The sequence below is a fragment of the Stappia sp. MMSF_3263 genome (genome assembly GCF_030733745.1).
In the GTDB taxonomy this organism is placed as follows: domain Bacteria; phylum Pseudomonadota; class Alphaproteobacteria; order Rhizobiales; family Stappiaceae; genus Stappia.
Genome location: NZ_JASHIK010000029.1, coordinates 1 through 25,659 on the forward strand (window position 1 = coordinate 1; position 25,659 = coordinate 25,659).

Annotated in this window: 25 protein-coding genes; 11 read left to right on the forward strand and 14 right to left on the reverse strand. The window is 66.2% G+C overall.

Features of this window, described 5'->3' with window-relative positions; genetic code table 11:
• Positions 1-419 precede the first annotated feature (419 nt).
• Positions 420-1,100, reverse strand: a complete 681-nt coding sequence (locus RBB46_RS21335) for a hypothetical protein (protein ID WP_306031073.1) — start codon at positions 1,098-1,100, stop codon at positions 420-422.
• 82 nt (positions 1,101-1,182) lie between these two features.
• On the opposite strand from RBB46_RS21335, the gene RBB46_RS21340 reads away from it, so the two are divergent.
• On the forward strand, positions 1,183-1,803 hold the full coding sequence (locus tag RBB46_RS21340; RefSeq protein ID WP_306031074.1) for a hypothetical protein: 621 nt from the start codon (positions 1,183-1,185) through the stop codon (positions 1,801-1,803).
• A 35-nt stretch (positions 1,804-1,838) separates the two neighbouring features.
• Here the strand turns inward: RBB46_RS21340 and RBB46_RS21345 are convergent, their stop codons facing one another.
• The 7 genes from RBB46_RS21345 to RBB46_RS21375 form a co-directional block, all read right to left on the reverse strand.
• A complete protein-coding gene (locus RBB46_RS21345; protein ID WP_306031075.1) occupies positions 1,839-2,399 on the reverse strand; it encodes an alpha/beta hydrolase in 561 nt (186 codons plus the stop codon).
• Between the two features lie 45 nt (positions 2,400-2,444).
• The gene (locus RBB46_RS21350) at positions 2,445-3,194 is read right to left on the reverse strand and encodes a metallophosphoesterase (protein ID WP_306031076.1); all 750 of its coding nucleotides are present in this window, start codon (positions 3,192-3,194) and stop codon (positions 2,445-2,447) included.
• A 5-nt stretch (positions 3,195-3,199) separates the two neighbouring features.
• The gene (gene purB, locus RBB46_RS21355; protein ID WP_306031077.1) at positions 3,200-4,528 is read right to left on the reverse strand and encodes an adenylosuccinate lyase; all 1,329 of its coding nucleotides are present in this window, start codon (positions 4,526-4,528) and stop codon (positions 3,200-3,202) included.
• 42 nt (positions 4,529-4,570) lie between these two features.
• Positions 4,571-5,047, reverse strand: coding sequence for a hypothetical protein (locus RBB46_RS21360; protein ID WP_306031078.1), 477 nt, complete (start codon positions 5,045-5,047; stop codon positions 4,571-4,573).
• 94 nt (positions 5,048-5,141) lie between these two features.
• Complete coding sequence (rpe, locus tag RBB46_RS21365; protein ID WP_306031079.1) at positions 5,142-5,822, reverse strand: ribulose-phosphate 3-epimerase; 681 nt, start codon at positions 5,820-5,822, stop codon at positions 5,142-5,144.
• A 91-nt stretch (positions 5,823-5,913) separates the two neighbouring features.
• Positions 5,914-6,675 (reverse strand): DUF2259 domain-containing protein, encoded by a 762-nt coding sequence (locus tag RBB46_RS21370; protein WP_306031080.1) that lies wholly within the window; start codon positions 6,673-6,675, stop codon positions 5,914-5,916.
• A 33-nt stretch (positions 6,676-6,708) separates the two neighbouring features.
• Positions 6,709-7,707 carry a sodium:proton symporter gene (locus tag RBB46_RS21375; RefSeq protein ID WP_306031081.1) on the reverse strand — a complete coding sequence of 333 codons (999 nt, stop codon included), beginning with the start codon at positions 7,705-7,707 and terminating at the stop codon, positions 6,709-6,711.
• 113 nt (positions 7,708-7,820) lie between these two features.
• Between RBB46_RS21375 and RBB46_RS21380 the strand changes: the two genes are divergently transcribed.
• Positions 7,821-9,086, forward strand: coding sequence for an FAD-binding oxidoreductase (locus tag RBB46_RS21380; RefSeq protein WP_306031082.1), 1,266 nt, complete (start codon positions 7,821-7,823; stop codon positions 9,084-9,086).
• Positions 9,087-9,119: 33 nt separating this feature from the next.
• Here RBB46_RS21380 and RBB46_RS21385 read toward each other — a convergent pair whose 3' ends face one another.
• Positions 9,120-10,292 carry a transporter substrate-binding domain-containing protein gene (locus RBB46_RS21385; protein WP_306031083.1) on the reverse strand — a complete coding sequence of 391 codons (1,173 nt, stop codon included), beginning with the start codon at positions 10,290-10,292 and terminating at the stop codon, positions 9,120-9,122.
• Positions 10,293-10,411: 119 nt separating this feature from the next.
• Positions 10,412-10,867: a GFA family protein gene (locus RBB46_RS21390; protein WP_306031084.1), complete on the reverse strand. Its 456-nt coding sequence runs from the start codon at positions 10,865-10,867 to the stop codon at positions 10,412-10,414.
• A gap of 187 nt (positions 10,868-11,054) precedes the next feature.
• Between RBB46_RS21390 and RBB46_RS21395 the strand changes: the two genes are divergently transcribed.
• Positions 11,055-11,681 carry a LysE family translocator gene (locus RBB46_RS21395; RefSeq protein ID WP_306031085.1) on the forward strand — a complete coding sequence of 209 codons (627 nt, stop codon included), beginning with the start codon at positions 11,055-11,057 and terminating at the stop codon, positions 11,679-11,681.
• A 7-nt stretch (positions 11,682-11,688) separates the two neighbouring features.
• On the opposite strand, the gene RBB46_RS21400 is transcribed toward RBB46_RS21395, so the two are convergent.
• Positions 11,689-12,168 carry an Lrp/AsnC family transcriptional regulator gene (locus RBB46_RS21400; protein ID WP_306031086.1) on the reverse strand — a complete coding sequence of 160 codons (480 nt, stop codon included), beginning with the start codon at positions 12,166-12,168 and terminating at the stop codon, positions 11,689-11,691.
• Positions 12,169-12,338: 170 nt separating this feature from the next.
• Here RBB46_RS21400 and RBB46_RS21405 point away from each other — a divergent pair, with 170 nt between their 5' ends.
• Positions 12,339-15,833: an indolepyruvate ferredoxin oxidoreductase family protein gene (locus RBB46_RS21405; RefSeq protein WP_306031087.1), complete on the forward strand. Its 3,495-nt coding sequence runs from the start codon at positions 12,339-12,341 to the stop codon at positions 15,831-15,833.
• A 3-nt stretch (positions 15,834-15,836) separates the two neighbouring features.
• On the opposite strand, the gene RBB46_RS21410 is transcribed toward RBB46_RS21405, so the two are convergent.
• From RBB46_RS21410 to RBB46_RS21420, 3 genes are all read right to left on the reverse strand, one after another.
• Complete coding sequence (locus tag RBB46_RS21410) at positions 15,837-16,835, reverse strand: P1 family peptidase (protein WP_306031088.1); 999 nt, start codon at positions 16,833-16,835, stop codon at positions 15,837-15,839.
• Positions 16,836-16,889: 54 nt separating this feature from the next.
• On the reverse strand, positions 16,890-17,429 hold the full coding sequence (locus RBB46_RS21415; RefSeq protein ID WP_306031089.1) for a flavin reductase family protein: 540 nt from the start codon (positions 17,427-17,429) through the stop codon (positions 16,890-16,892).
• 63 nt (positions 17,430-17,492) lie between these two features.
• Positions 17,493-18,458 (reverse strand): LysR substrate-binding domain-containing protein, encoded by a 966-nt coding sequence (locus RBB46_RS21420; RefSeq protein ID WP_306031090.1) that lies wholly within the window; start codon positions 18,456-18,458, stop codon positions 17,493-17,495.
• Between the two features lie 403 nt (positions 18,459-18,861).
• Between RBB46_RS21420 and RBB46_RS21425 the strand changes: the two genes are divergently transcribed.
• The 7 genes from RBB46_RS21425 (at position 18,862) to RBB46_RS21455 (ending at position 25,194) form a co-directional block, all read left to right on the forward strand.
• Entirely contained in the window at positions 18,862-19,797 is a 936-nt protein-coding gene (locus RBB46_RS21425) for a branched-chain amino acid ABC transporter permease LivH (protein WP_306031091.1), read from the forward strand.
• 4 nt (positions 19,798-19,801) lie between these two features.
• Positions 19,802-21,127, forward strand: a complete 1,326-nt coding sequence (livM, locus tag RBB46_RS21430) for a high-affinity branched-chain amino acid ABC transporter permease LivM (protein WP_306031092.1) — start codon at positions 19,802-19,804, stop codon at positions 21,125-21,127.
• Positions 21,124-21,969, forward strand: a complete 846-nt coding sequence (locus RBB46_RS21435; RefSeq protein WP_306031093.1) for an ABC transporter ATP-binding protein — start codon at positions 21,124-21,126, stop codon at positions 21,967-21,969. The genes livM and RBB46_RS21435 overlap by 4 nt, the downstream gene beginning before the upstream one ends.
• Positions 21,966-22,697: an ABC transporter ATP-binding protein gene (locus tag RBB46_RS21440; RefSeq protein ID WP_306031094.1), complete on the forward strand. Its 732-nt coding sequence runs from the start codon at positions 21,966-21,968 to the stop codon at positions 22,695-22,697. The genes RBB46_RS21435 and RBB46_RS21440 overlap by 4 nt, the downstream gene beginning before the upstream one ends.
• 95 nt (positions 22,698-22,792) lie before the next feature.
• Entirely contained in the window at positions 22,793-23,158 is a 366-nt protein-coding gene (locus RBB46_RS21445) for a DUF6867 family protein (RefSeq protein WP_306031095.1), read from the forward strand.
• A gap of 198 nt (positions 23,159-23,356) precedes the next feature.
• Positions 23,357-24,460 (forward strand): branched-chain amino acid ABC transporter substrate-binding protein, encoded by a 1,104-nt coding sequence (locus RBB46_RS21450; RefSeq protein WP_306031096.1) that lies wholly within the window; start codon positions 23,357-23,359, stop codon positions 24,458-24,460.
• Positions 24,461-24,696: 236 nt separating this feature from the next.
• Positions 24,697-25,194, forward strand: coding sequence for a L,D-transpeptidase (locus RBB46_RS21455; RefSeq protein WP_306031107.1), 498 nt, complete (start codon positions 24,697-24,699; stop codon positions 25,192-25,194).
• Positions 25,195-25,659 lie beyond the last annotated feature (465 nt).

A 25,659-nucleotide genomic window follows, 5' to 3' on the forward strand; every position in this document is an offset into this window, starting at 1 on the left:
CTCTGGAAACGAATGGGCCCCCGGTCAAGCCGGGGGTGACAGCCTGAGGGTGTGGCGACGACCGGGAGCCGGAGAGCTGGGACCGTTGGCGGCCCCGGCGGCAATGAGGCGCACCGGCCCTTGCCTCTCACTCCGTGTCATCCCAGCCGGAGCGAAGCGGAGAGCAGGGATCCATTGGCAACCCCGGCAGGTGCGATGCCTCCCGTCGCTTGCGGCAGGTACGATAGCTCGGCGGCGCTTGCGGCAGGCGTGAAAGCCCCCTGACGCCAATGGGCCATGCCGGCATGCGGCCTCCGTTGTCCCGCCGCCTCCGCTCTGGAAACGAATGGGCCCCCCGGTCAAGCCGGGGGTGACAGCCTGAGGGTGTGGCGACGACCGGGAGCATGGCCTTGCCGTGGTACCTCGTGTGATCCGGCCGTCTACCCCGCCGGGGCGAGGGACCCCTTCAGGTCCTTCTGCAGGTTCTCGATCGGCGGATTGCCGCTTTTCAGCAAGGGCTTGCGGGCCGGCGCGCAGCCCGGCGAATAGGGTTTGGCTGCATCGCGCGGCAGCGGCTTGAGGACTTTGGCAGTTGCAAGGCCAAAGACGTCACCGCGCTTGGTGTCGAGGGCGAAGACTTGCTGGTTGACGAAGTTGCCGCACTGGAAGCCGGAGGGGGCGTCCTTCATCATCGGATTGCGGGTGCCGGGGCCGTAGTTGTAGCAGACCTGCAGATAGTCCTTGCTGTCGTCCAGCTTCCAGCGCCCCTGCAGGATGCGGGGGTTGCCCGGATACCAGAGCCAGGAGCGGCCGTCGGCGGAGGTGTAGGAGATCTGCGTGCCGTGGCCCGGCATGTAGGAGACATGCGTTCGGTCGGACATCACTTCGGGCGCGTCTCCCACCGTGTAGCGCGTCAGCCCGCGCAACCGGTCCTTCTCCACGATGGCACGCGCCGCGGGCGCGTCGTTCTCGGTGTTGCCGCAGGTACTTTTCTTGTCCCAGGCCCGGGCGAAGAGTTCCTGCTCCTGCTGCAGCACTTCCTTGCTCGGGCCGCAGCCGGCGAGGATCAGCGGAATCGAAAGGAGAAGCGCGACGCGCAGAAAGGTCTTGTCTGTCTTCATCGAAATGTCTTTTCCAAAAAAGTGATGGTGCACACGGTCATCGGATGATGCCGCCGTTGCGTGGGAAAGATCTGCCGCTCGGATGAGCTTTGCTCACGTCGAACTCGCCTCAAACTTGCATTTCCACAAAACGTCCATATCAACGGCGGACGCATCTGCCAAGCGGCATCGGAGAACCCCGGATGTCTTGCGGCAGGGATACTCAAGGACTTTTCAGGGCATCGATATGTTCAGGCTTGTTGTTGTGTTTTCGCTTTGCCTCTTTGCAGCTTCCTGCAGCAAGCAGGGCGCCGACGAGTTCGTCGAGTCGATCGGAGGAGCGCACATCCTCTTCCATAAAAACTCGAACGTTCTTCCCGAGCCGCAAAGGGCGGCGATGGTTCGCCGGTATCGGGACTCGCTCGAGTGCTGGATGGCGGATCCCGCCATCAACACGCAAGGCCTGGTCATTTCGCGGGTCGAGCCCTACGACAATGACCGTGGCTTCACCGCTTATTTCGCCCATCCCGACAAGCCGGGTGTGACCGCCGCGAATATGGAATTCGGGTTGCCGTGGTTCTGGGTGCCGAGTGTCTCTGTCTTTGTCTTCGGCCCGGAAAGGTGGGGCGCGACCATGAAGGCGCTGAGGCCGTTCCACCAGGAGAACCGCATCATCCTGTGCGGCGACAAAGGGCAGTTCGGCTTCCGCGGCACGCGGCGCTAGATGCGCCGCGACCGCCCTTCACCGGTGACGACCGCTTAAAGGTCCTTCATCAGATAGGCGAAGGACATCAACCCTTCCGGCCAGGGGCCGTGGCCGCTTTCCATGTTGATATGGCCGGCGTCGCCCGCATCCTGGAAATGGGCGCCCCAGTCCTTCGCCATCTGCTCGGCCACCTCGAAGGCGCAATAGGGGTCGGTGCGGCTGGCGACGATGCGGGCGAAGAAGGGCAGGGGACCCTTCGGAACCGCCTGGAAGGGGCCGGCGTCGAAGACGGGTCTCGGCTCCTTGCGGCCAAGATCCGTCGGGGCGACGAGGAAGGCGGCCTTGATCTTGTCCGTGTCGAGGCCGTGGCCATGCGCGGCATGCACCGCGGTGATCGAGCCGAGCGAGTGTCCGACCAGCACCACCGGGCGTTCGGCCTCGTCGACGGCGCCCTTCAGCGTCTCGATCCATTCCTTCAGCACGGGCTGGAACCAGTTGCGCTGGGCGACGATGCGCGCGGTCGGCATCTTCTCGCACCAGCGGTGCATCCAGTGGCCGGCCGGCGTCTCGCCATAGCCGGGCAGAAGCAGGATATCGGTCTCGGAAATCTTCACGGGTCTCCGCTCCTTGTCTTGAGGGATGTCGGCGGACGGTGGGTCTCAGGAAAGCGGACCGTAGAAGCCGGTCTTGAGCGGCTGCGCCCAGTCCGGACGGCCGTTGCGTTCCGCCTCGCGGGCGGCACGCTCCCAGTCATAGGCGACCGTTCGCATCTCGAAGCTCCAGGCGCCAGCCTCGCCGTCGATGATCGCATAGCGGGCGTGCGGACTGCCAGTCTCGACCTTGTGTGGCGTCGGCGTGTCGTCGCTGTAGCCCGGCAGGCCGACGCTTCCCGGGTTGAGGACGGTCCGGCCGCATTGCGGCAGGCGCACGAGGCGCGGGATATGGGTGTGGCCGCAACACACGAGCCGTGCCGGCGTGTCACCGAGCCGCTCAGTGATCGTCTCCTGCGCTGCCATGCGGGTCGTCTCGCCGTCGACCTCTTCCGCAAGGTAGAGATCGTCGCGGTACGGCGTGCCGTGGCACAGCAGGATGCCGCCGCCAGGCTCCTGCGTCGCCGGCAGAGACTTGAGCCAGTCAAGGCTCTCGGCGGAGAGGTCGTTCTCGGTAAAGCTGTCCGTCCGGTTTGCGGCCGGCACGTTGCCGGCGGCGACGACGCGGTCGTGGTTGCCGCGCACCGTCGGCCAGCCAAGCTCGCGCAGGATTTTCGCCGTGCGCTCCGGCCAGAGCGGCCCGGACAGGCAATCGCCGAGATTGACGACCTTGTCCGGGGCGGTGCGCCCGAGATCGGCGATCACCGCCTCGAGCGCTTCGGCATTCCCGTGAATGTCGGCAACAACGGCGATTCGCATTGCCCTCAAGCCTTGCCGAACACCCGGGCGAAGATCGTGTCGACCGCCTTGGTGTGGTAGCCGAGGTCGAAGCGCGAGCGGATTTCCTCTTCCGAGAGGGCGGCGCGCACGTCCTTGTCCTTCAGCAGTTCCTCGAGGAAGTCGACATCGGCGCTGCCGTCCTTCTGGTAGCTGTCCCAGACCTTCATGGCGTTGCGCTGGACCAGCCGGTAGGCGTCCTCGCGCGAGGTGCCGGCCTGGGTCAGCGCCAGCAGGATGCGCTGCGAATGCACGAGGCCGCCGAGCCGGTTCATGTTGGCAAGCATCCGCTCGGGATAGACCAGGAGCTTGTCGACGACATTCGTCAGGCGGGCGAGGGCGAAGTCGAGCGTCACCGTCGCGTCCGGGCCGATCATCCGCTCGACCGAGGAATGCGAGATGTCGCGCTCGTGCCAGAGTGCCACGTTCTCCATCGCCGGCAGCGCATAGCCACGGACCATGCGGGCAAGGCCCGTCAGGTTCTCGGTCAGCACAGGGTTGCGCTTGTGCGGCATGGCGCTTGAGCCCTTCTGGCCCGGCGAGAAATACTCCTCCGCCTCCAGCACCTCGGTGCGCTGCAGGTGACGGATCTCGGTCGCCACGCGCTCGATCGACGAGGCGACGACGCCAAGCGTTGCGAAGAACATGGCGTGGCGGTCGCGCGGGATCACCTGGGTGGAGACCGGCTCGACGGCAAGGTCCATGGCCCTGGCCACATGTTCCTCGATGCGCGGGTCGATATTGGCGAAGGTGCCGACGGCGCCGGAAATGGCGCAGGTGGCGATTTCCGCGCGGGCGGCGACGAGCCGCGTGCGGCAGCGGTCGAACTCGGCATAGGCCTCGGCCATCTTCAGGCCGAAGGTGACGGGTTCGGCATGGATGCCGTGCGAGCGACCGATGCAGACCGTGTCCTTGTGCTCCATGGCACGGCGCTTCAATGCGGCGAGCAGCGCGTCGATATCGGCAATGAGCAGGTCGGCGGCGCGCGTCAGCTGCACGTTGAAGCAGGTGTCGAGCACGTCGGAAGAGGTCATGCCCTGGTGGACGAAGCGGGCGTCGGGACCGACGATCTCGGCCAGATGGGTCAGGAAGGCGATGACGTCGTGCTTGGTCTCGCGCTCGATCTCGTCGATGCGCTCGACGTCGAACGTGGCGGCCCCGCCCTTTTCCCAGATCGTCTTCGCGGCTTCCTTCGGGATCACGCCGATCTCGGCCAGCGCGTCGCAGGCATGCGCCTCGATCTCGAACCAGATGCGGAACTTCGTCTCGGGAGACCAGATGGCGACCATCTCGGGCCGCGAATAGCGCGGAATCATGCGGGTTCCTTCAAGGGCGGAGTGCTTAGGATGCGCCGGTCCTTAGCAGACGCGGCGGCGCGGCTCAATGCGGGCGAAGTACAAGGAGAAGGCGAGCAGCGGCACGAGGGCGAAGGGAAGCAGCGCGCGCGCGCCCATGACACCGAAGATGTAGGTGGTGGTGGCGGCGGTGAAGACCTGCTCCCAGAGCATCCGGTATGAGATTTTCTGCGTGTGCCATTCCGAGTAATAGGCCCGCAACTGCAGGAAGAAGAAAAGGGCCGCGAAGGCGGCGGTGCCAAGCGACAGGAACAGCACCATCGCGGCGAAGCGCGCCGGACCGCGCGCCTTTCGGCGGCGCAGCGTGACGAGGCTCGCCGCTCCCCAGGCGCACCACGCGCCGAGGAAGGAGCCTGCGGCAAAGACCGCGACGACGGCGGCGGAGCGGCCGCTCAGCGCCTCGCCGCGCCAATGGGCGAGGAGCGCGGCAAGGCCGGCGATGACGAGTGCCCAGGCTATCGCGAAAGCAAGTGAACGCACGGGCGGGTCTGTCCTCGCGGCTGTCGGCGGCTTCGGAAGCCCGGAGCCGGCCTTGAGACTGGTGTATCAAGAGTGGGACCGGGCCGGGGCGGGGTCAAGCGGCGGCGGCAGCCGCGGCCGCGCTGCGGATCGCGTCGATGTTGGCGCGGTAGCCCTCAACGCCCTTGCCCTTGAAGACGGCGGAGCCGGCGACCAGCGCATTGGCGCCTGCCTTTGCCACCAGCGGCGCGGTTTCCGCCGTGACGCCGCCATCCACCTCGATGTCGATCGGCCGTTCACCGATCATCGCCTTGATGCGGGCGACCTTGTCGACCATCGCGTGGATGAAGGACTGACCGCCGAAGCCGGGATTGACGCTCATCACCAGAACGAGGTCGAGCCGGTCGAGCACGTATTCGATCACGCTTTCCGGCGTGCCGGGGTTGAGCGAGACGCCGGCCTTCTTGCCGAGCGCGCGGATTGCCTGCAGCGAACGGTCGAGATGGGGACCTGCCTCGGCATGCACGGTGATGATGTCGGAACCGGCCTTGGCGAAAGCCTCCAGATAGGCGTCGCACGGCGCGATCATCAAATGCGTGTCGAAGATCTTGTCGGTGTGCCGGCGCATCGCCGCGATGACATCCGGACCGAAGCTGATGTTTGGCACGAAATGGCCGTCCATCACGTCGAGATGGATCCAGTCGGCGCCGGCCTCTACGACGTCGCGGACCTCCTGTCCGAACGCGGAGAAATCGGATGCGAGCATCGACGGGGCGATGACGAGGGGACGGGACATGGCGGCGGCTCCGAAGGGAAAGGTTGGCATGCGGCTATCATAGCCGGTGCCGCCTCACAAGGTTCTCGGCCGCAACAAGGGCCGGCTCGCGTCAAAGACGACCGGTGATGGCGATGTAGCGGCCGTCGGGTCCCTCGAAACCGACCCGCTCGACCAGCACGAGAACGGCGAACACGGGACGCCCCATCTCCTGCGGATAGTGCATCACCAGCCGGTCGATCCGGTAACGCAGGGCGCAGCCTCGGCTGTCGGGCAGGCGGGTGTCGTCGTTGAGCACCCGGGTCTCGCCGTCATGGGTCAGGGTCAGGCGGAAGCCCTGCATCGTGCCGAACCCCTCCGGGCAGTTCGCCGGGCGCTGTACCGGCGTCTCCGTCAGCCGCAGTTCGACCGTCGGCCCGATGGCCGGCGCCGCCGCACGGGTGCCGGCAATCATCAGGTGCGGGTCGGCGCCGCGTTCGGTCGGAGGATTGTGGGCAACGGTGGTGCCTGCCCCGGAGATCGCCACCGTCTCGATCGCGGCGCGGGCCGCCTCGTGGTTGGCGGCGCGGGTGCGTGCCAGTTCCGCCTCGAAATCCAGAGGCTGGCTGTCGTCGACCTCGTCGAGACGGCGGAAGGGGCTGCCCGCGACCCAGTTGTCGCGGGCGACGTCGATCACATAGAGATTGGACCAGGGGAAGCCGGAACCGTCCTGGATGCCGTATTCCTCGAAGGCGAAATGCGCGCCATCGCCCGAAAACCCGAGGATCTCGGTACGGGCGTAATCGCCGGCGAGAGCCGCCTGCGGGGCAAGCAGGGTCGCCAGCATGCAGGCGGCCAGCATCCGCTTTGCGGCGCGCGGGATCGAAGGTGCCATCGCTGTCACTCCGTTGCGGGTCTTTCGCGCAGTCTAGCCGCTCTTGCCGGCGTCGGCGTGACCGGCATCACGGCTTGCCTGGTTTGCCGCAAGCCTTGTCGCCACCGGTTTCAGCAGCCAGGGGAGCAGGTAGATCGGCAACTGGCCGAGACCGAAATAGAGCCAGGCAAGATCGGGGAGCGTGCCGCCGAGTGCCGCCACCAGCAGGCCCATGTTGCGATTGCCGGCGGCGTGGGCGAGCACGAAGGCGTGGTCGCGGCGGGTCCTGGCGAAAACCAGGAGGGTCACCCCCATCTGGGTGAGGGCGACGAGGAAGGTGAGTGCGGCGATGCCGAGCGTGAACAGCGGGGTTTCGAGGAAGCGGGCGGCGACCCCGTCCATCACGGCGACGGCGAAGACGAACAGGATCAGCACGTTCAACCCGTCGACATGCTCCTTGGCGGCGCTCACGCGGGCGGAGCCGGCAAGGCGCCGAATCAGCGTCGCGAGGCCGGCCGAGGCGGCAAGCAGCGCCGTCAGGCGGATGCCGAGGGCGACCGCGTCGATGGGCAACACCTCGCCGATCAGGAAGGCGCCGATCAGCGGCGCGGCCAGCGGTGTCAGCAGCATGCCGCCGCCCACAAGCGCCAGAGACAGGGCGCCGTCGAGCCCGATCAGGGCGATGAAGGCCGGTGCCGCCATGATCGGCGGGGCGGCCGTTGCGATGAAGGCGGCCAGCGCGATATCGGGGTGAAGCGCGATCAGGCCGGTCGCGTGCAGGGCGAGCCCGACCATGACGGGAACGGCGATCAGCATCCACGAAAGCGCAAGCGCCACAAGGCGCGGGCGGCGCATGTGGGCGACGACGGCGACCGGGTCGACCCGAAGGAAGGCGAGCACCAGAAGCACGAAGATCGCCTCTTCCACCAGCGGCCGGAACAGGGCCGAGAGCTGCGGCAGGACGAGGCCCAGAAGGGCGCTGATGGCGACGGCGCGGGTTCCCTGGCGGCCGAGCCAGGCAAGCAGGTCGAGCGGCAATGAGAGGGCCCGCATGGCGGTATCCAGAGCTTGGGGGGAACGTGAGGCGGGAACAAATAGGGAGGGAGAGTATCGCGGAGTGCGTCTTCTACTTGCAAGGTGATTGTGAACGGTGTCGATAGGTCCTGATGCGAAGAGTCGATGTCCTTGTCCTTGGAGCCGGAATCACCGGCGTGAGCGCTGCCCTGCATCTGCAGGGGCGGGGCCTGCGCGTGCTTCTTGTCGACCGGCGCTCGCCGGGCGAGGACACCTCGCGCGGCAACACGGGTCTTCTTGGCCGTGACGGCTTCTCGCCGGTGCTTCTGCCGTCATCCGTGCTCGGGCTCGCCATGCACGCGCTGAGTCCGTTGAAGCGCCCGCGCGTGGAGCCGCGTTCCGTTCCCGCCCTGCTGCCGTTCCTGGCCGCCTCCCGCGCTGCGGCCCAGCCCGTCGCCATGGCCCGCAGCGCCCGGGCGCTGGCGCCGCTGCAGGGCGCCGCGGTGGGAGAGCACCTGGCGCTGGCGCGCGCCGCCAGCGCCTTGCGGTTCTTCAGGCGCACGGGCTGGATCAAGATCCAGCGCTCGCGCGAGGCGCTGGAGGCGGCGGAGATCGAGCGCCATTTCGCCCGTGTTCTCGGCGTGCCCTATGCCGATCTGGCGGCACAGGACATCGTCCGCCTGGAGCCGCATCTGCGAGCGCTCGATCATGCCGCCATGTCGTGGCCCGAAAGCCAGTCGGTGTCATCGCCGGGAGGAGTGACCAAGGCCTACGCGCGGCTGTTTCGCGAACGTGGCGGCGAGACCGGAACCGGCGATGCGGCAACCCTTGTCGAGATACGCCAGGGCTACGGGCTGAGGACGGCGCGCGGCGAGGTCGAGGCGACGCAGGTGGTGGTGGCGCTGGGTGCGGGCGCCATGCCGCTGCTGGATCGTCTGGGCCAAAGCCTGCCGGTGGCGGCCTGTCGCAGCTACCACCGACATTTCCGGGCGGTCTCCGGTGTCGCACTGTCGCGGCCGGTCACCGATGTCGATGCCGGGTTCACGCTGACCCCGATGGAGCGTGGCCTGCGCCTCATCGGCGGGGCCGAGCTTCTCTCTCCGGCGCGGGCAACGGGAGACCTGGCGCCGCGCCTCTCCGCGCTCAACCGGGCGACGACGCTCGCACGCACGCTGCTGCCGCTCGGGGCGGCTGTGGAAGAGGCACCGGTGGCGGGCCTGCGCGCCTTCGTGCCCGACCTGCTGCCGATTGTCGGGCCGGTCCCCGGACGCCCGGGGCTGTGGCTGTCCATCGGTCATGAGCGCGACGGCTTCGCGCTCGCGCCTGCCATGGGCCGGCTGCTCGCCGACCTGATGACGGATGCCCTGCCGCTTGCCGATCCGTTGCCCTATGCGCCGGCACGCTTCCTGCTGCAGTGAACGCTGGGCGCCGCGATCCGCCGCCGATGCCCGTCAGAGCGCGTTTCCGAAATATTTCAGGCGGATCTGCTCCAGTTCGCCGCTTTCCTGCAGGTCGAGGATCTGCAGGGTTACGTCGCGCGTCAGATCGCTGTCATGGGGAAACGCAAAACCGTACTTGTCGGGATGGAAGAGATTTCCGACGACCGTGACCTCGTGTTCGGGATGCATATGGGCGTGATACTCGAGGATCGGGGCGTCGGCGACGATGGCATCGATGCTGCCCTGCCCGAGCGCGGCGATCGCCGCGTCTATATCCGGATAGGATCGCGCGGCGATGCCGAGTTCACTCAGATAGTCCTCGGCGGTGCTGCCCGTGAAGACGCCGGCGGTCTTGCCCGGCAGGTCCGCAAGCGAGTCGATCCCCTGCTCGATGGAAATGGCCGTCATGACGCTCGTCACCGAAGACGTGAGGTAGGCGACGACGGCGACACCGCACACCATCCATATTGCCGACCAGATGCGACCTTTCCAGCCAAACAGGTTCTTCCTCGATGCCCTGCCGGAGGTCGCCACCGACATGACCTGGTAGAAACTTTCCGCGATCCCTTCGCGCCATTTTCGCGGGAAATCCTTGTCGAAGCTGCGGTCGAAGAATGTCAGGGCAATCGTGGAAAGAACGATGACGAAGGCCAGCCAGGCATAGGCACGCAAATGTCCGGCATTTCGCAATCCATCGATTATGCTCCAGAAATCAGAGTCCCCCTCGTCCGGAACCATGATGCGCAGGCCGGCATCGTACCAGGGCTGGGTGTAGGCAATGACCTCGGCGCGGTCGCGGGTAATGGTCAGATTGGTGACCGCCGCGTCCACATCCCCGTTGCGCGTGGCGACGAGAAGCTCGCGGATTGTCGGATAGCTGACATAACGTGTCGTCAGTTCCAGTTTTTTTGCGACCGTCTCCCAGAGCTCGATCGCCATGCCGTCATAGCGTGCGGCCTGTGCGGTCACGAACGGCCGGCTGACATATACGCCGACACTGGCGGTGCGAATGGATTCCCTGGATGCGGACTGGGCCGTCGCGTTCTGGGGGAAGGACAGGATCACCACCAGGCACGCCAGGGCGAGGGCGCTCCAGCGCTGTATCGCAGCGACTGCAAAAGGCACACCTGCCGAGTGTCGTGTCGGCCCGGCGCGGTGGCGATGTTCGGCAGGTGCGAATCTCATCGGTCCTGGACCTCCGGGTTCATTCTGGACGGGGTTTGGCGGAAGGGTTCGTCGCAAGGATCGCCGCCGACCGGCGGGCCTCTGGAGAGGAGGCCGGGGACCCGTGTGCGTCGCCGCGCTCAAGATTGCGCGGCGAAGTCCTGCATGAGCGGGCCGAAATCTTCCGGCGGCGGAAAGCCCTCGTAGCTGCGGGCGACGGGGAGTTCTACCCAGTCGAGCTTTTCCGCCGTCATCGTCTCGATGAAGGGGTGGCACCACTTCGGGTTGTCGAACATGGTCGGCCGGACATTGACGATGTCGGGCATCTGGGTGATGCGCGTGAACATCCAGGTCATGCAGTCGGGACAGAAGAAGTGGTCGAGATCGGGACCTTTCAGGCCACCCTTCACCGGCTCGCCCCGGGTTACGCGAAAGGCGGCGGCGGGAACCATTGCGGTCAGCGAATAGGCGCTGGAGCTCATCTTCTGGCAGCCGCGGCAGTGGCAGGCAGCGGTCATGAACGGGGGAGCGGCAATCTCGATGGCGGTCCTGCCGCAACGGCAGGCTCCCTCAAGCCGTGTGGAGGTCTCTTGCATGGGCTGTCTCCGGTTGCGCCGGGGTGGGGCGTGCGACTCTGTAGGGTACTCTGGCGGAAATATCAGGGCGACGAAAGTCTGGTCAGCGGCCTGTGCCTTGCCTAAAAAGCAGGCTTGCCTGCAATGAGGGCGGATGGTCTCCTGATCGTACGAGTGCCTGTCCGTGGCCGTTCGCAGGAGGTCCGTCATGCTTTTCGATCAGGTGGTTGTCATTGCCGGTCTGACGGTGCTGATCATGATCAGCCCCGGGCCGGACATGATCATTGTCATGCGCAACACGATCCTGGACGGAAAACGCGCCGGGCTTGCCACCTCGCTCGGTGTGCTGGCCGGGAATCTCGTTCACATCGCCTATTGCGCGGTCGGCATCGGCTGGCTGATCTCGCAGAGTATCCTCGCCTTTTCGATCTTGAAATACGCGGGCGCCGCATATCTGGTCTATCTCGGGATCATGAGCCTGCGCGGCGCGGGCAGGGGCGTTTCGCTCGAGGCCGGGAACAACGGCGGCATGGCGCGGGCACGCCGGGCCCATGTGGTGCAGGGTTTTCTCAACAACATCCTCAACCCGAAGGGGACGCTGTTCTATCTCGGCCTGTTCACGGTGGTGATCACGCCGCAGACATCGGCCGGCGGGGTTCTTCTGCTGGTGGCGACCACGATCTCGATCAGCGCGCTGTTCTGGGTGTTCTTCGTTGCAACCCTCGACGCGCCGCTCGTGCGTCGGGTCATCGAGAACGGGCAGGGGCTCGTCAACCGGATCTTCGGCGGGGTCCTGATCCTGCTCGGGCTCCGGGTCGCCACGCTGGAGCGCTGACGCGTGCTCAGCTTTCCCGGAGCGGCAAGGCCACGGTCTGCTTGACGTTGCTGACGACGATGCGCGACTGGACGTCGGAGACTAGCGCATTGTCGAGCAGCTTCAGCCGCAGGAAGTCGTCATAGGCCTTGATGTCGCTCGCCACGACCTTGATGAGGTAGTCGACGGCGCCGGTGATGCGCTCGCAGATCACCACTTCCGGCCAGCGGTTGATCAGCCTGTCGAAGGTTTCCATGTTGTCGCGACTCGGCACGGCAAGCTTGACGAAGGCATAGGCGACGAAGCCGAGACCGACGGCCTCCCGGTCGACGACGGCGACGATCTGGCGGATGACGCCGGCCTCCTTCATCTTCTTGATCCGCCGCCAGCAAGGCGTCTGGCTCATGCCGGCCTCGCGGGCGATTTCGGCGATGGAGAGGGAGGCGTCGCGCTGGAGAATCTGCAACACACGAATGTCGGATGGGTCGAGAAGTGTTTTTTCGCTCATAGGCCGTGATCTGGGAATTTTCATTCTCATTTGTGAGGATAGGCGGGCACGATAGCACAGAAATCAACCTGATGAAGGACCATATTGGGTGGCAGGAAAGGCGTGTGGGGCGCGCGACCGCAAGGTCCCCTCGCACGCGCATGCTCGAAGACGGATGAGGAGGCCGTCGCATGAACGCCATCACCAGAACCATTTCGCTCGACGACAAGTATGTGGCCACCCGCGGCCGCGTTTATCTCACCGGTATCCAGGCGCTGGTCCGCCTGACCCTCGACCAGGCGCGGCTCGACGCGGAAGCCGGGCTGCGCACCGGCGGGTTCGTCTCCGGCTATCGTGGTTCGCCGCTCGCCGGCTACGACACCGAACTGGTGCGCGCCAAGCGGCACCTTTCGCCCGCCAGCATCGTCTTCAAGCCCGGCGTCAACGAGGAGCTTGGCGCCACCGCTGTCTGGGGCACGCAGAAGGTCGGCCATCACGGCAAGGGCAGCGATTACGACGGCGTCTTCGGCATCTGGTACGGCAAGGCGCCGGGCGTCGACCGGGCCGGCGACGTGCTGCGCCAGGCCAATGCCAGCGGCACGGCGGCGAAGGGCGGCGTGCTGGCGCTGGCCGGTGATGACCATCTGGCCAAGTCCTCGATCCTGCCGGCCCAGTCGGAGTTCTTCTTCGAGCATGTCGAGATGCCGGTGCTCAACCCGTCCGACATCCAGGAAGTGCTCGACTACGGCCTGCACGGGCTCGCCATGTCGCGCTTTTCCGGTCTCTGGTCGGGCCTGATCTGCCTTGCCGACACGATGGATGCCTCGGCGACGATCTCTGTCGATCCGCGCCGCCTCTCCTTCGTCCATCCCGACGATCGTGATCCGCGTCGGCATGACGATCTCAACCGGGTGCTGCTGCTTGGCAACCGGCTGGAGACCGAGCGGCTGCTGCGCGACATCCGCATTCCGGCGGCGCGCGCCTATGTGCGGGCCAACGGGCTCGACCGCGTCGCCTTCGGGGCCAGCCGGCCGCGCATCGGCATCGTCGCCACCGGCAAGGCCTATCGCGACCTGTGCCAGGCGTTCGAGCTGATCGGCCTCACCGAGGAGCGGGCCCGCGACATCGGCCTTGCCATCTACAAGGTCGCCATGCCCTGGCCGCTGGAGCCGGTCGGCCTTTCGAATTTCGCGCGCGGTCTCGAGCGGCTTCTGGTCGTGGAGCACAAGCGCGCCTTCCTCGAGCCGCAGATCAAGGAAATCGCCTATGACTGGCCGGAGCGGGCCCGTCCGGCGATCTGGGGAAAGAAGACGCCGGAGGGCGGGCCGTTCCTGTCCGACGTGCTGGAGCTGGCGGTCGCCGAGATCATTCCCGCGCTGCTCGCCTTTCTTCCGGCCGACTTCGTCACGGCCGGGATGCGCGCCGTCGCCGAACGCATGAACCGGCAGGTGATGTGGTCGCAGGGGCACGCCGAACGCGCCGCCCGGGTGCCCTATTTCTGCTCCGGCTGCCCGCATTCGACCTCGACCGTCGTGCCCGAGGGCGCGCGCTCCATGCCCGGCATTGGCTGCCATGCGATGACCGAGATCCCTGGCCGCACCACCGACGGGCAGATCGCCATGGGCGGCGAGGGCGTCCTTTGGGTCGGCCAGTCGGAATTTTCCAACGACACCCATGTCTTCGCCAATGTGGGCGATGGCACCTATTTCCATTCCGGCATCCTGGCGATCCGCCAGTCGGTCGCCTCGAAAGTGTCGATCACCTACAAGATCCTCTACAACGACGCGGTGGCGATGACCGGCGGCCAGCCGGTCGACGGGACGCTGACCGTGCCGCAACTCACCCGCCAGCTGGAGGCGGAGGGCGTCGAGCGCATCGTCGTCGTCAGCGAGGAGCCCGACGCCTATCTCGGCCGGCATGACCTGGCGCCGGGCACCGATGTCTTCCACCGCGACGCGCTGATGGACGTGCAGAAGGAGCTGCAGGCGCTGAAGGGGGTCACCGTGCTCGTCTACGACCAGACCTGCGCGGCGGAAAAGCGCCGCCGGCGCAAGCGCGGCGGCCTCGCCGATCCGGACATGCGGCTGTTCATCAACGAGCGCGTCTGCGAGGGCTGCGGCGACTGTTCGGTACAGTCGAACTGCATCTCTGTCGAGCCGCTGCCCACCGCCTTCGGCGAGAAGCGGCGGATCAACCAGTCGTCCTGCAACAAGGATTTCTCCTGCGTGAAGGGCTTCTGTCCCTCCTTCGTCTATGTGGAAGGGTCGGAACTGCGCCGCGCCGACACCGGTCATATCGACGTCGATGCGCTGGCGGTCGATCTCCCCGAGGCGGAGGTCGCCGGTCTGGAGACGACGCTCAACCTGCTGATCGCCGGCATTGGCGGCGCCGGCGTGACGACGACGGCCGCGGTGCTCGCCATGGCCGCACATGTCGACGGCAAGCAGGCCTCGACGCTCGACATGACGGGCCTTGCCCAGAAGGGCGGACCGGTCACCTCGCATCTGCGCTTCTCCACCCTGGAGCGGGCGATCGAGGGGCCGCGCATCCCGACCGCCAGCCTCGACGTGCTGCTCGCCTCCGACATGGTGGTCGCCACCAATGCCGAGCAACTGGCGCTCATCGACCGCGAGCGCACGGCGGGATTTGCCAATGCGCGGGTCGCCCCGACGGCCGAGTTCGTCATGAAGCAGACGCTCTCCTTCGACGAGGCGCGGATGCAGCAGACGCTGAAATCCGCCTGTCCGACCTTCATCGGCCATGACGTCGCGAGCATCGCCGAGGCGCTGTTCGGCGATGCCATCTATGCCAACATGATGCTGGTCGGCATGGCGCTTCAGGCCGGCCGCCTGCCGCTGACGAGCGCCGCCCTTGAAGCGGCGATCCGTCTCAACGGGGCGGCGGTGACGAACAATCTCGCCGCCTTCCGTGCCGGCCGGGTTCTGGCCGCCGATCCGGGCAAGATCCTCTCCGCCTTGCCCGACACGCGCGATGCCGAGCGTGCCGAGGACATGGATATCGACACGCGCATCGAGTTTCTCAGCAACGAGCTTGCCGCCTATCAGGACGCGGCCTATGCGCAGCGCTTCCGCGAGGCGATTGCACGCCTTCGCAAGGCCGACGAGGCGAACGGCAACGGCACCTTGCGGCTGACGCGTGTTGCCGCCGACATGGCCTGCAAGGTGATGGCCTACAAGGACGAATACGAGGTGGCGCGGCTCTACAGCGAGCCGGGCTTCCGCGCCCGGCTGGAGAGCCAGTTCAAGGACCCGGCAAGGCTCAAGGTGATGCTTGCCCCACCGCTGGTCTCACGCGGCCTCGACCCCAAGACCGGCCGGCCTCGCAAGATCGCCTTCGGGCCGTGGATCTTCACCGCCTTCCGCCTGCTCGCCCGCTTCAAGGGCCTGCGCGGCAGCGCTTTCGATCCGTTCGGGCGGACGGCGGAGCGGCGCATGGAGCGGCAGCTGGTCGAGACCTATCTCGCCGATCTGGAACGGATCGCCGGCCTTGTCGGCCAGGCCGGTTACGGGCTGCTCGTCGAGATCGCCCGCATTCCCGACACGGTGCGCGGCTTCGGTCCGGTGAAGGAGGCGAACCACGCCAAGGCGATGGACAAGCGCGCCGCGCTTCTCGCCCGGCTTGATGGCGAGGGCGGCGGCGTTCCGGTGCTGGAGGCGGCGGAGTAGGCGTCAGTCCCCGTCGCCAAAGCGGGCCTGCCAGGTCGGCAGCGTGTCGCCCGGCCGGACCTCGGCGAGGAACACGGCCCGGGCGATCGCACGGGCCATGACGGAGGCGGCGAGCGCGCCGGCCTCGATCGCGTCCGCGTAGGGATCGCCGATGGCGACGCGCCCCGTGGAGGCGGCGAAGACGAGGTCGCCGTCGAGCGCGGTATGGGAAGGCCACAGCGCGCGGGCATAGCCGTCATGGGCCATGATAGCGAGCCGCTTCAGTGCCGCCTTGTCGAGGTCGAGATCGGTCGCGACGATGCCGATCGTGGTGTTCGCGCCTTCCCTTGTCGCGTTGAACTTGGTGCGGACCGCATCGGCGCCTGCTGTATCTCGCGGCAGCCCGAGCCCGCCGAACTCCGCTTCGCGCTCGAACGGGGCGGCCCAGAAATGCGGAGTGTCGCCCATGGTCGCCGAGCCGAGTGCGTTGACGGCGACGAGCGCGCCGATGGTGGCGCCGTTCGAGAGCCGCGCCGAGGCCGAGCCGAGCCCGCCCTTGAGGCCGGCGGTCGTGGCGCCGGTTCCGGCCCCGACGCTGCCGAGCGTGAAATCCGGGGAGGCCGCCTCCAGCGCCGCCCGTCCGAGCGCGCCATAGGGGTTCGTGTCGCCCCAATCCTTGTCGCCGCCATTGAGCAGGTCGAAGAGGATTGCGGCCGGCACGAGCGGCACCCGTACGGGACCTATGGCAAAGCCCCGGCCCATTGCGGCGAGCGCCATTTGCGCGCCGGAGGCCGCGTCGAGGCCGAAGGCGGAGCCGCCGGAGAGCACGAGCGCGTCGACCTTGTCGGCGGTGAATTCCGGCTCCAGCAGCGTCGTGTCGCGGGTGCCGGGCGCCCCGCCGAGAATCGACACGGAGGCCCGCAGCGGCTCGTCAGGCAGGAGCACCGTGACGCCCGACTTCAGGCGCGCATCGCTGGCATGTCCGACCGCAAGGCCCGGCACGTCGCTGATGAGGTTGCGCAAGGAATGCCTCCCGGAGGGCTTCGGCCGGCCCAAGGCCGGACCGGACAGGATCGGTCAGATGCGGTGATAGGTGCGGTCGAGATAGATCAGCGCCGGTCCGCGCTCGCCGAGGCGAATCCCGACGATCTCCCCGAAAATCACCGAGTGTGTGCCGATCTCGGAGACCTCCGTGACGCGGCAGTCGAGCGCGACGCGCGCACCGGAGAGGATCGGCGCGCCGGTGGCGAGCCGTGTCCACTCGGCCAGCGCGAAACGCTCGTCGAAAGTGAGGTCGCCCTTGCCGGCAAAGGCGTCCGACAGCGGCTCGGCATGGGCGGGAAGCGTGTTGATGGCGAAGGCGCCGTTCGCCTTGATCACGGCGTTGATGCGGGCCTGGCGGTTGACGCAGACGAGCACGGTGGGCGGTGCGTCGGAAACGGACGTAACGGCGGAAACCGTGGTGCCGCCGCGCCCGGCCGTTCCGTCGGTCGTGGCGATATGAACCGCCGCGCCGAGGCGGCTCATCGCCTCGCGGAAGTCGTTGCGGTCGACCGCGCGCGCATGACGCTGCCGCGCTGCGATGCCGCCCGTATCGGACGCGGGGCTGTTGGTCATCTCGTCCTTTCGGGTCCGCTGCCGCCGGGAGCCCCGGCTCGAACACCCGTCATAGCCGTAATGCTAACCGGGTCCGGTTTCAAATAGGTTTCCCGACCGTTGCAGTTCGGGCACGGCGCTGTCGGAGCGCTGCGGACCGGCGGTTCCCGTGCCCGGCATGCGGTCGCAGATCCAGTCGATGAAGCTCTGCGCGGCCGGCCCGGGCTGATGGGTCGCCGTCAGCCAATAGCCGCGATCCCGGTTGCCGGCCGTGTCGGTCAGTGGGATCAGGTCGCCGCGTTGCAGTTCCGCCTCGATCATCGTCTCGACGCACAAGGCCACGCCGTGGCCTGCGACCACCGCGCTGACCAGCAGGTTGAAGTCGTTGAAGACGGGGCCGTTGCCGGCAAGCTCCGCCGAGAGCCCGTTGCCGGCCAGCCAGTCGCGCCAGTCCTTGCGCGTCTCGTCGTGCAGAAGCCGTGCGGCCGCGACCTGGCCGGGGGCGTCGAACGGACCGTGGGCGGCCAGATGCGCGGGGCTGCAGACAGGCCGCGTATGCCCCGACAGCAGCCGCAGGCGGACGGCATAGCGGCCGGTCTCCGGCGGCGTGTCGAACCAGTCGATGGAGATGTCGGCATCCTGCGGCGTGCCGTGCAGCGCGTAGAGCAGACGCAGGCGCAGGGTCGGGGCGACCTCGGCGAAGTCGACGAGGCGCGGGATCAGGTAGCGGGTGCCGAAGGAGGGCACGCAGGCGATGGAAAGTTCCGGCCGGCGCGCGGTCTCGGCCACGTCGTTGCAGACCTCGCCGATGCGGGTGAGGGCGGACTGCATGGCGCCGGCGATACGCTCGGCCTCCGGCGTCAGCTCGATTCGCCGGCCGACGCGGCGCACCAAAGCCATGCCGAACCAGTCCTCCAGGTTACGCAGATGATGACTGACGGCGGCATGCGTTACGCCGAGTTCGTCGGCCGCCAATCCGACGCGCCCGGTCTGTGCCAGTGCCGCAAGGGCGCGCAAAGCATTGAGCGGAGGAAGACTGGTACGTTGCATCGTTAGATTTGCTAACAAGTTTGTCGGTATCTTTCAATTGAAACTGTCGTTTCAATGTGACTTTTTTCCCCAACGTGAATTGGCGGAAGCGGGAGGAAACGCGCCATCGCCAGCTATCCCGGACATGACCATTCCTGCGGTCCCGCGCGCCAGCCCGAACGAGCCGGCGTGTGCCTTGCCATTGTGCGCGGGGTTTGATCGGAGGACGCTGCCCGGGAGAATTCGTTCGCGTTCCGGCGCCACGGGGAAAGATGTTTTTTTCTAGTCGTGGCTTTTCGAGGGGAATTGTGCCGTCAATGGCGGCTTGGTAAGTACATGCTATCACGCGCCGGCCGCAAACCGCGCCGCGCGACGGACTGAGAACGGCACAAGCCGCCAGTCCTTCAGGGGGACCACAGGGCAGATGGACTACTTCATCCAACAGTTGATCAATGGCGTAACGCTGGGGTCGATCTACGGCCTCATCGCCATTGGTTACACGATGGTCTACGGGATCATCGGCATGATCAACTTCGCCCATGGAGACATCTTCATGGTCGGAGCCTTCATCGCGTTGATTGTCGTCATCGCACTCGGCATAACGGCGGCAACGCCGCTTCTGCTGCTCATTCTCGCGCTTGTGCTGGTGCTGGTCATCGCCATGGCGCTGACGGCGGTCTGGGGCTGGACAGTGGAGCGGATCGCCTACCGGCCGCTGCGCGGCTCGTTCCGGCTGGCGCCGCTGATCACGGCGATCGGCGCCTCGATCGCGCTGCAGAACTTCGTCCAGATCTCGCAAGGCGCGCGCAACAAGCCCCTGCAGCCGCTGATCTCCGGCAATTTCAAGCTCTGGGAGACGGTGACACCGGAAGGTTCGTTCGTCGTCCAGATCAGCTACATGCAGATCCTGATCATCGTCACGACGCTGGCGCTGATGGTCGGCTTCACGATGCTGATCAACAAGACCTCGCTCGGCCGCGCCCAGCGCGCCTGCGAGCAGGACCGCAAGATGGCCTCGCTGCTCGGCGTCAATGTCGACCGGACGATCTCGCTGACCTTCGTGATGGGCGCGGCGCTCGCCGCCGTCGCAGGCCTGATGTTCCTGCTCTACTACGGCGTGATCGACTTCTACATCGGCTTCCTGGCCGGCGTGAAGGCCTTCACGGCAGCCGTTCTCGGCGGCATCGGCTCGCTTCCGGGTGCCATGCTTGGCGGACTGCTGATCGGTCTGATCGAGACCTTCTGGTCAGGCTATTTCTCGCTCGAATACAAGGACGTGGCAGCCTTCTCGATCCTTGCCATCGTGCTGATCTTCATGCCCGAAGGTCTGCTCGGCAAACCCGAAGTGGAGAAGGTCTGAGATCATGGCCGCACAAAAACAGGATTTGCTTGCAGGCTCCGTGAAGGATGCCGCGGTGGGCGCGCTGGTCGCATTCGGCCTGTTCGCCATGATGATCGGCATGAAGACCGAGGTCGATGTCGGCGGGCTGGCCATCGAGTATCGCTGGGGCGCTGTCGCCATGGCGGTTGCCGTGGTCTTCGTCGGCCGGCTTCTGCTCAACCTCTTCGTCTGGAAGAGCGAAAAGCCGGTGACCGGGCTGCTTGGCAGCCTCATGCCGACACAGTCGTCCTTCTCGAAAGTGTCGCATCTGGTCACGCCGCTGCTCTTCGTGCTGGCGGTCGTGCTGCCCTTCCTCCTGATGTATTTCCTCGGCACTCGCGGGTCGCGCCAGTATCTCGATCTGGCGATCCTGGTGACGACCTATGTCATGCTCGGCTGGGGCCTGAACATCGTGGTGGGCCTCGCCGGCCTGCTCGACCTCGGCTATGTGGCCTTCTACGCCGTCGGCGCCTATTCCTATGCGCTGCTGGCCCAGAATTTCGGCTTCTCCTTCTGGATCTGCCTGCCGCTGGCCGGCATCCTTTCGGCCTTCTGGGGCATCATCCTGGGTTTCCCGGTCCTGCGGCTGAGGGGTGACTATCTTGCCATCGTGACGCTCGCCTTCGGCGAGATCATCCGTGTGGTGCTGCTCAACTGGTACGAGTTCACCGGCGGTCCGGACGGGCTGTCGGGCATCCCGCGCCCGAGCTTCTTCGGGCTGGAGTTCGAGCGGGGCGAAGGCGGGTTCGCGGACTTCTTCGGGCTCGACTACAGCTCCATTCACCGCATTGTCTTCCTCTACTACCTGATCCTGATCCTGGCGCTGATCACCAACATCGTGACGATGCGGCTGCGCAAGCTGCCGGTCGGGCGGGCCTGGGAAGCGCTGCGCGAGGACGAGATCGCCTGCCGCTCGCTTGGCATCAACACCACGCATACCAAGCTGACCGCTTTTGCGATCGGCGCCATGTTCGGCGGGTTTGCCGGGTCGTTCTTCGCGACGCGCCAGGGCTTCATCTCGCCGGAGAGCTTCACCTTCATCGAGTCTGCCGTGATCCTGGCGATCGTGGTGCTCGGAGGCCTGGGCTCACAGGTCGGCGTCGTCATCGCCGCCGTGGTGATGATCGGCGGCTTCGAGTTCTTCCGACAGTTCGAGGAGTACCGCATGCTGGTCTTCGGCCTGCTGATGGTGGTGATCATGGTGTGGAAGCCGCGCGGTCTGATCTCGACCCGTGTGCCCTCCATCGCGCTCGACAGGCGCAAGGCCAAGGGCATTTCCGCCGATATGGTCCAGGAGGGCCACGGATGACCCACTGGAACGACGACGCAGTTCTTCGCATCGAACGCGTGACAATGCGCTTCGGCGGTCTGGTGGCGGTGAACGATCTTTCGTTCAACGTCGGGCGCGGCGACATCACCGCCCTGATCGGCCCCAACGGCGCTGGCAAGACGACTGTCTTCAACTGCGCCACCGGCTTCTACAAGCCGACCGAGGGGCGGATCGTGATGATGCGCAAGGCGGGCGAGCATTTCCTGCTCGAGCGCATGCCGGACTTCAAGATCTCGGCGCGCGCCGGCGTGGCGCGCACCTTCCAGAACATCCGCCTGTTCGGTGGCATGACCTTGCTGGAAAACCTGATGGTGGCCCAGCACAATCCGCTGATGGTCGCCTCCAACTTCACCGTCGGCGGTCTCTTGGGCATCGGCGGGTTCCGCAAGGCGGAGGCGGAGGCGGTCGACCGGGCGCGTTACTGGCTCGACCGCACCTCGCTGCTCGACCGGGCGGACGATCCCGCCGCCGACCTGCCCTATGGCGCGCAGCGGCGACTGGAGATCGCCCGGGCGATGTGCACATCGCCGGAACTGCTTTGCCTCGACGAGCCGGCGGCAGGCCTCAATCCCCGGGAAAGCGCGGAGCTCAACACGCTCCTGCACTTCATTCGCGACGAGCACGCGACCTCGGTGCTCCTGATCGAGCACGACATGTCGGTGGTCATGGAGATCTCCGATCACGTGATCGTTCTCGACTACGGCGAGAAGATCTCCGACGGCACGCCGGACGAGGTGAAGAACGATCCGAAGGTGATTGCGGCCTATCTCGGCGTTGCCGATGACGAGGTCGACCAGGTTGAAGAAGAGGTGGGCCTGTGAGCGAGAATCAACTCCTTCTCCAGGTTCGCGGGGTCGAGACCTATTACGGCAAGATCGTCGCCCTGCGCGGCGTCGACCTTGACGTCCACGAGGGCGAGATCGTGACCCTGATCGGCGCCAACGGCGCCGGCAAGTCGACCCTGATGATGACGATCTGCGGCACCCCGCAGGCGCACACCGGCACGGTCGTCTACAAGGGCATCGACATCACCCGGATGCCAACGCACGAGATCATGCGCATGGACATCGCCCAGTCTCCGGAAGGGCGGCGCATCTTCCCGCGCATGTCGGTGCTGGAAAACCTGCAGATGGGGGCGGCGGTCGTAGACCCGAAGCATTTTTCCGGCGACCTCGAGAAGGTCTTCACCCTGTTTCCCAGGCTCAAGGAGCGGCGGGAGCAGCGCGGGGGAACGCTGTCGGGTGGCGAGCAGCAGATGCTGGCCATCGCCCGCGCGCTGATGGGCCGCCCGCGCCTCCTGCTTCTCGACGAGCCGTCGCTGGGCCTGGCGCCGCTGATCGTCAAGCAGATCTTCGATGCGATCGCGGAGCTCAACCGTACCGAGGGGCTGACCGTCTTCCTCGTCGAGCAGAATGCGTATCATGCGCTGAAGCTCGCCCATCGCGGCTACGTCATGGTCAATGGCGTGATCACGATGTCGGGGACGGGCAAGGAGCTCTTGTCGCGCGAGGAGGTCAAGGCGGCCTATCTCGAGGGCGGACGCCACTGATGCCGTGACCGCCGGGCGCGGCGGTCGGGATTGTTTCATCGCCGGTTGCGGAAAGGGCGCTCGTCCCCGCGCGGCGGAAACCTAAGGAGGTCCTGATGGGATTCCTCTACGATACGAGCCTTGCGGGTTTCATTATCCTGACGCTGGTGCTGGGCGGCGCGGCGGCATGGTCGACGGGGCGCGCCTGCGCGCTCACCTGGCGGCCGTTGCCGGTGCTGGTCTGGTTCGCCTTCCTTTTGTCGGTGGTGGTCCGCTTCCTCAGCTTCGCGCTTTATGGCGGAACGCTGCTTTCGATCCAGCACTGGCTGGTCGCCTTTGTCTATCTGGCGGGACTGGCACTCGCCGGATGGCGGGTGACGCGCACGTCGCAGATGACCAGCCAGTATCGCTGGCTTTACGAGAAAACGAGCCCGTTCGGTTGGCGGCTTCGTCCCGGTGCGGATGACAGCATTGTCAATTAGGACAGGGCTTTAGCGGGAGGGGGCGGTTTCCCTTCCGGAAGGATCCGAAACGCTCGACTTTGTTCGAAAAGGCGATAGTGTTTCGGTACATGGCGGCTCCGGAAGGGGGCGTCGGCGGGCGCAAAGCCCGCGACCAGAGTGGTCCAGCGCCGGCCCGGGGTGGGTCGGGAAAGCATCTGGAACAGGGGAGAATATCTTATGAAGAAGCTTCTTATGGCGAGCGTTGCAACCGTCATCGGCATGGGGCTTTCGAGCGCCGCGCTGGCGGATATCGTGATCGCCACCGCCGGTCCGATGACCGGTCAGTACGCGTCCTTCGGCGCGCAGATGAAGGCCGGCGCCGAGCAGGCCATCGAGGACATCAACGCAGCTGGCGGCATCAACGGCGAGAAGCTCGTGCTGCAGGTCGGTGACGATGCCTGCGATCCGAAGCAGGCTGTCGCGGTTGCCAACCAGTTCGTCGGTTCGGGCGTCGTCTTCGTCGCCGGCCACTTCTGCTCGGGCTCGTCGATCCCGGCAAGCCAGGTCTATTCGGAAGAGGGCATCATCCAGATCTCTCCGGCCTCGACCAACCCGAAGTTCACCGACGAGCGTCCGGGTCCGGGCACGTTCCGCACCTGCGGCCGTGACGACCAGCAGGGCCAGGTCGCCGGTGCTTTCCTTGCCGAGAAGTTCGGCGACAAGAACATCGCCGTCATCCACGACAAGACCGCCTACGGCAAGGGTCTCGCCGACGAGACCAAGAAGTACATGAACGAGGCGGGCAAGCAGGAGACCCTCTACGAGGCCTACACGGCCGGCGAGAAGGACTACACCGCGCTTGTCTCCAAGCTGAAGGCCGAGAACATCGGCGTGCTCTATGTGGGCGGCTATCACACCGAAGCCGGCCTCATCAAGCGCCAGATGGCCGAGCAGGGCATGGACACGATCCTCGTCTCGGGTGACGCGCTCGTCACCGACGAGTACTGGTCGATCACCGGCGACGTCGGTGCCGGCACGCTGATGACGTTCTCGCCGGACCCGCGCAAGAACGAAATCGCCAAGCCGGTCGTCGATGCGCTCGAGGCCGCCGGCCGTACGGCCGAGGGCTACTCGCTCTACACCTACGCAGCGATCCAGGCCTGGGCCGAAGCCGTGAAGGCGGCTGGTTCGACCGATTTCGACGCTGTCGTGGGGAAGCTCAACGAGGGTGAGTTCGCCACCGTTCTCGGCAACCTGTCCTTCGACGACAAGGGCGACGTGACCCTGCCGGGTTATGTCTTCTACGAGTGGAAGGACGGCACCTACGACTACCTGCAGTAATCGCTCGCAGGCAGTCAGCCGAAGCTGAATGCGCCCCGTCCGGCCTTGCCGGGCGGGGCTTTTTTATCTGGTCGGGCGGTGCGCGCCACCGGGCCTTGTAAACCTTAACGCGTAACCTTGTCGCGCGAATCCCTGCCTCCGCGCCCATGAAACCCTTCCCGCCGCTGCGCTATTGCGTAAACTTTCCGTAAACCAACCGATAGGGGGGTGTGCGGATGAACAGGGTAATCTGGGCGATGGTCGCCATCTACCTGGCGATCGGACTGGCCTTCTGGAGCCATGCGGCGGCAGCGGCGCCGGAACTTGTTTCCTTTTCCGATGCCCGTTTCGCGCCCGGCACCATCGTCGTCAGCAACAGCCAGAAGCGGCTTTATCTCGTCCAGCGCGGCGGAACGGCGTTGCGCTATCCCGTTGCCGTCGGCAAACGCGGCAAGGCCTGGACCGGACGCACCTTCATCCGCGGCATGCATGTGCGGCCCGCCTGGTCGCCGCCGGCTGTCGTGAAGCGCGACCTGCCGCATCTGCCGGCGGTCATTCCCGGCGGTGCGGCGAACAATCCGATGGGCGTTGCCGCCATGACGCTGGCCGGTGGCGAGTTCGCCATCCATGGTACAAATCGCCCCGGCTCCATCGGCCGTGCCGTCTCTTATGGCTGCATCCGCATGCAGAACCGCGACATCGCCGACCTGTTTCGCCGGGTGAACGTGCGTACCCCGGTCGTCGCCGTGAACTGACGGCCAACGGGTTGTCCCCGCATTGCCCAGTGTCCCGAAAACGCGTGTGTCTTCACCAGCATTCCCGCTTTCCGATTGCGCGCACCCTGGAGTTCTGATCCTCTTCCGCTGCCTGGAAGTTCAGGGAAACGCGATGTGGCGTCGGTGATCGGCCGGCTTTGCTGCGTCGTTCTCCGGCAGTCAGGCACCGGAATGATGGAGTGGGAGGCTTGGGAATGCTGGCAGGACTGCGGCGCGTGATACACAGCCAGGACGGCGAGGACGGGCTTCTTGAGGCGTTGTTTGCGCGTACGGGCGGCGGCCCGGGCTATTTCGTCGAGTTTGGTGCCTGGGACGGGCGCTTCAAGAGCAACACGTTCCATCTCTACGAGACGCTCGGCTGGAAGGCTGTTACATCGAGGGCGATCCGGACCGGTTCAAGGACCTTCTCGCCAATGTCGATCCTCAGCGGATCGATGCGCGCAA

Coding starts and splice junctions, on each gene's coding strand:
- rpe (WP_306031079.1), bottom strand. CDS start 5,822: ATGTCCCGTCCCCTCGTCATCGCCCCGTCGATGCTCGCATCCGATTTC.
- RBB46_RS21405 (WP_306031087.1), top strand. CDS start 12,339: ATGAACGCCATCACCAGAACCATTTCGCTCGACGACAAGTATGTGGCC.
- RBB46_RS21435 (WP_306031093.1), top strand. CDS start 21,124: ATGACCCACTGGAACGACGACGCAGTTCTTCGCATCGAACGCGTGACA.
- RBB46_RS21370 (WP_306031080.1), bottom strand. CDS start 6,675: ATGGCACCTTCGATCCCGCGCGCCGCAAAGCGGATGCTGGCCGCCTGC.
- RBB46_RS21450 (WP_306031096.1), top strand. CDS start 23,357: ATGAAGAAGCTTCTTATGGCGAGCGTTGCAACCGTCATCGGCATGGGG.
- RBB46_RS21445 (WP_306031095.1), top strand. CDS start 22,793: ATGGGATTCCTCTACGATACGAGCCTTGCGGGTTTCATTATCCTGACG.
- RBB46_RS21340 (WP_306031074.1), top strand. CDS start 1,183: ATGAGCTTTGCTCACGTCGAACTCGCCTCAAACTTGCATTTCCACAAA.
- RBB46_RS21400 (WP_306031086.1), bottom strand. CDS start 12,168: ATGAGCGAAAAAACACTTCTCGACCCATCCGACATTCGTGTGTTGCAG.
- RBB46_RS21455 (WP_306031107.1), top strand. CDS start 24,697: ATGGTCGCCATCTACCTGGCGATCGGACTGGCCTTCTGGAGCCATGCG.
- RBB46_RS21385 (WP_306031083.1), bottom strand. CDS start 10,292: ATGAGATTCGCACCTGCCGAACATCGCCACCGCGCCGGGCCGACACGA.
- livM (WP_306031092.1), top strand. CDS start 19,802: ATGGCCGCACAAAAACAGGATTTGCTTGCAGGCTCCGTGAAGGATGCC.
- RBB46_RS21375 (WP_306031081.1), bottom strand. CDS start 7,707: ATGCGGGCCCTCTCATTGCCGCTCGACCTGCTTGCCTGGCTCGGCCGC.
- RBB46_RS21390 (WP_306031084.1), bottom strand. CDS start 10,867: ATGCAAGAGACCTCCACACGGCTTGAGGGAGCCTGCCGTTGCGGCAGG.
- purB (WP_306031077.1), bottom strand. CDS start 4,528: ATGATTCCGCGCTATTCGCGGCCCGAGATGGTCGCCATCTGGTCTCCC.
- RBB46_RS21395 (WP_306031085.1), top strand. CDS start 11,055: ATGCTTTTCGATCAGGTGGTTGTCATTGCCGGTCTGACGGTGCTGATC.
- RBB46_RS21335 (WP_306031073.1), bottom strand. CDS start 1,100: ATGAAGACAGACAAGACCTTTCTGCGCGTCGCGCTTCTCCTTTCGATT.
- RBB46_RS21415 (WP_306031089.1), bottom strand. CDS start 17,429: ATGACCAACAGCCCCGCGTCCGATACGGGCGGCATCGCAGCGCGGCAG.
- RBB46_RS21350 (WP_306031076.1), bottom strand. CDS start 3,194: ATGCGAATCGCCGTTGTTGCCGACATTCACGGGAATGCCGAAGCGCTC.
- RBB46_RS21380 (WP_306031082.1), top strand. CDS start 7,821: ATGCGAAGAGTCGATGTCCTTGTCCTTGGAGCCGGAATCACCGGCGTG.
- RBB46_RS21425 (WP_306031091.1), top strand. CDS start 18,862: ATGGACTACTTCATCCAACAGTTGATCAATGGCGTAACGCTGGGGTCG.
- RBB46_RS21420 (WP_306031090.1), bottom strand. CDS start 18,458: ATGCAACGTACCAGTCTTCCTCCGCTCAATGCTTTGCGCGCCCTTGCG.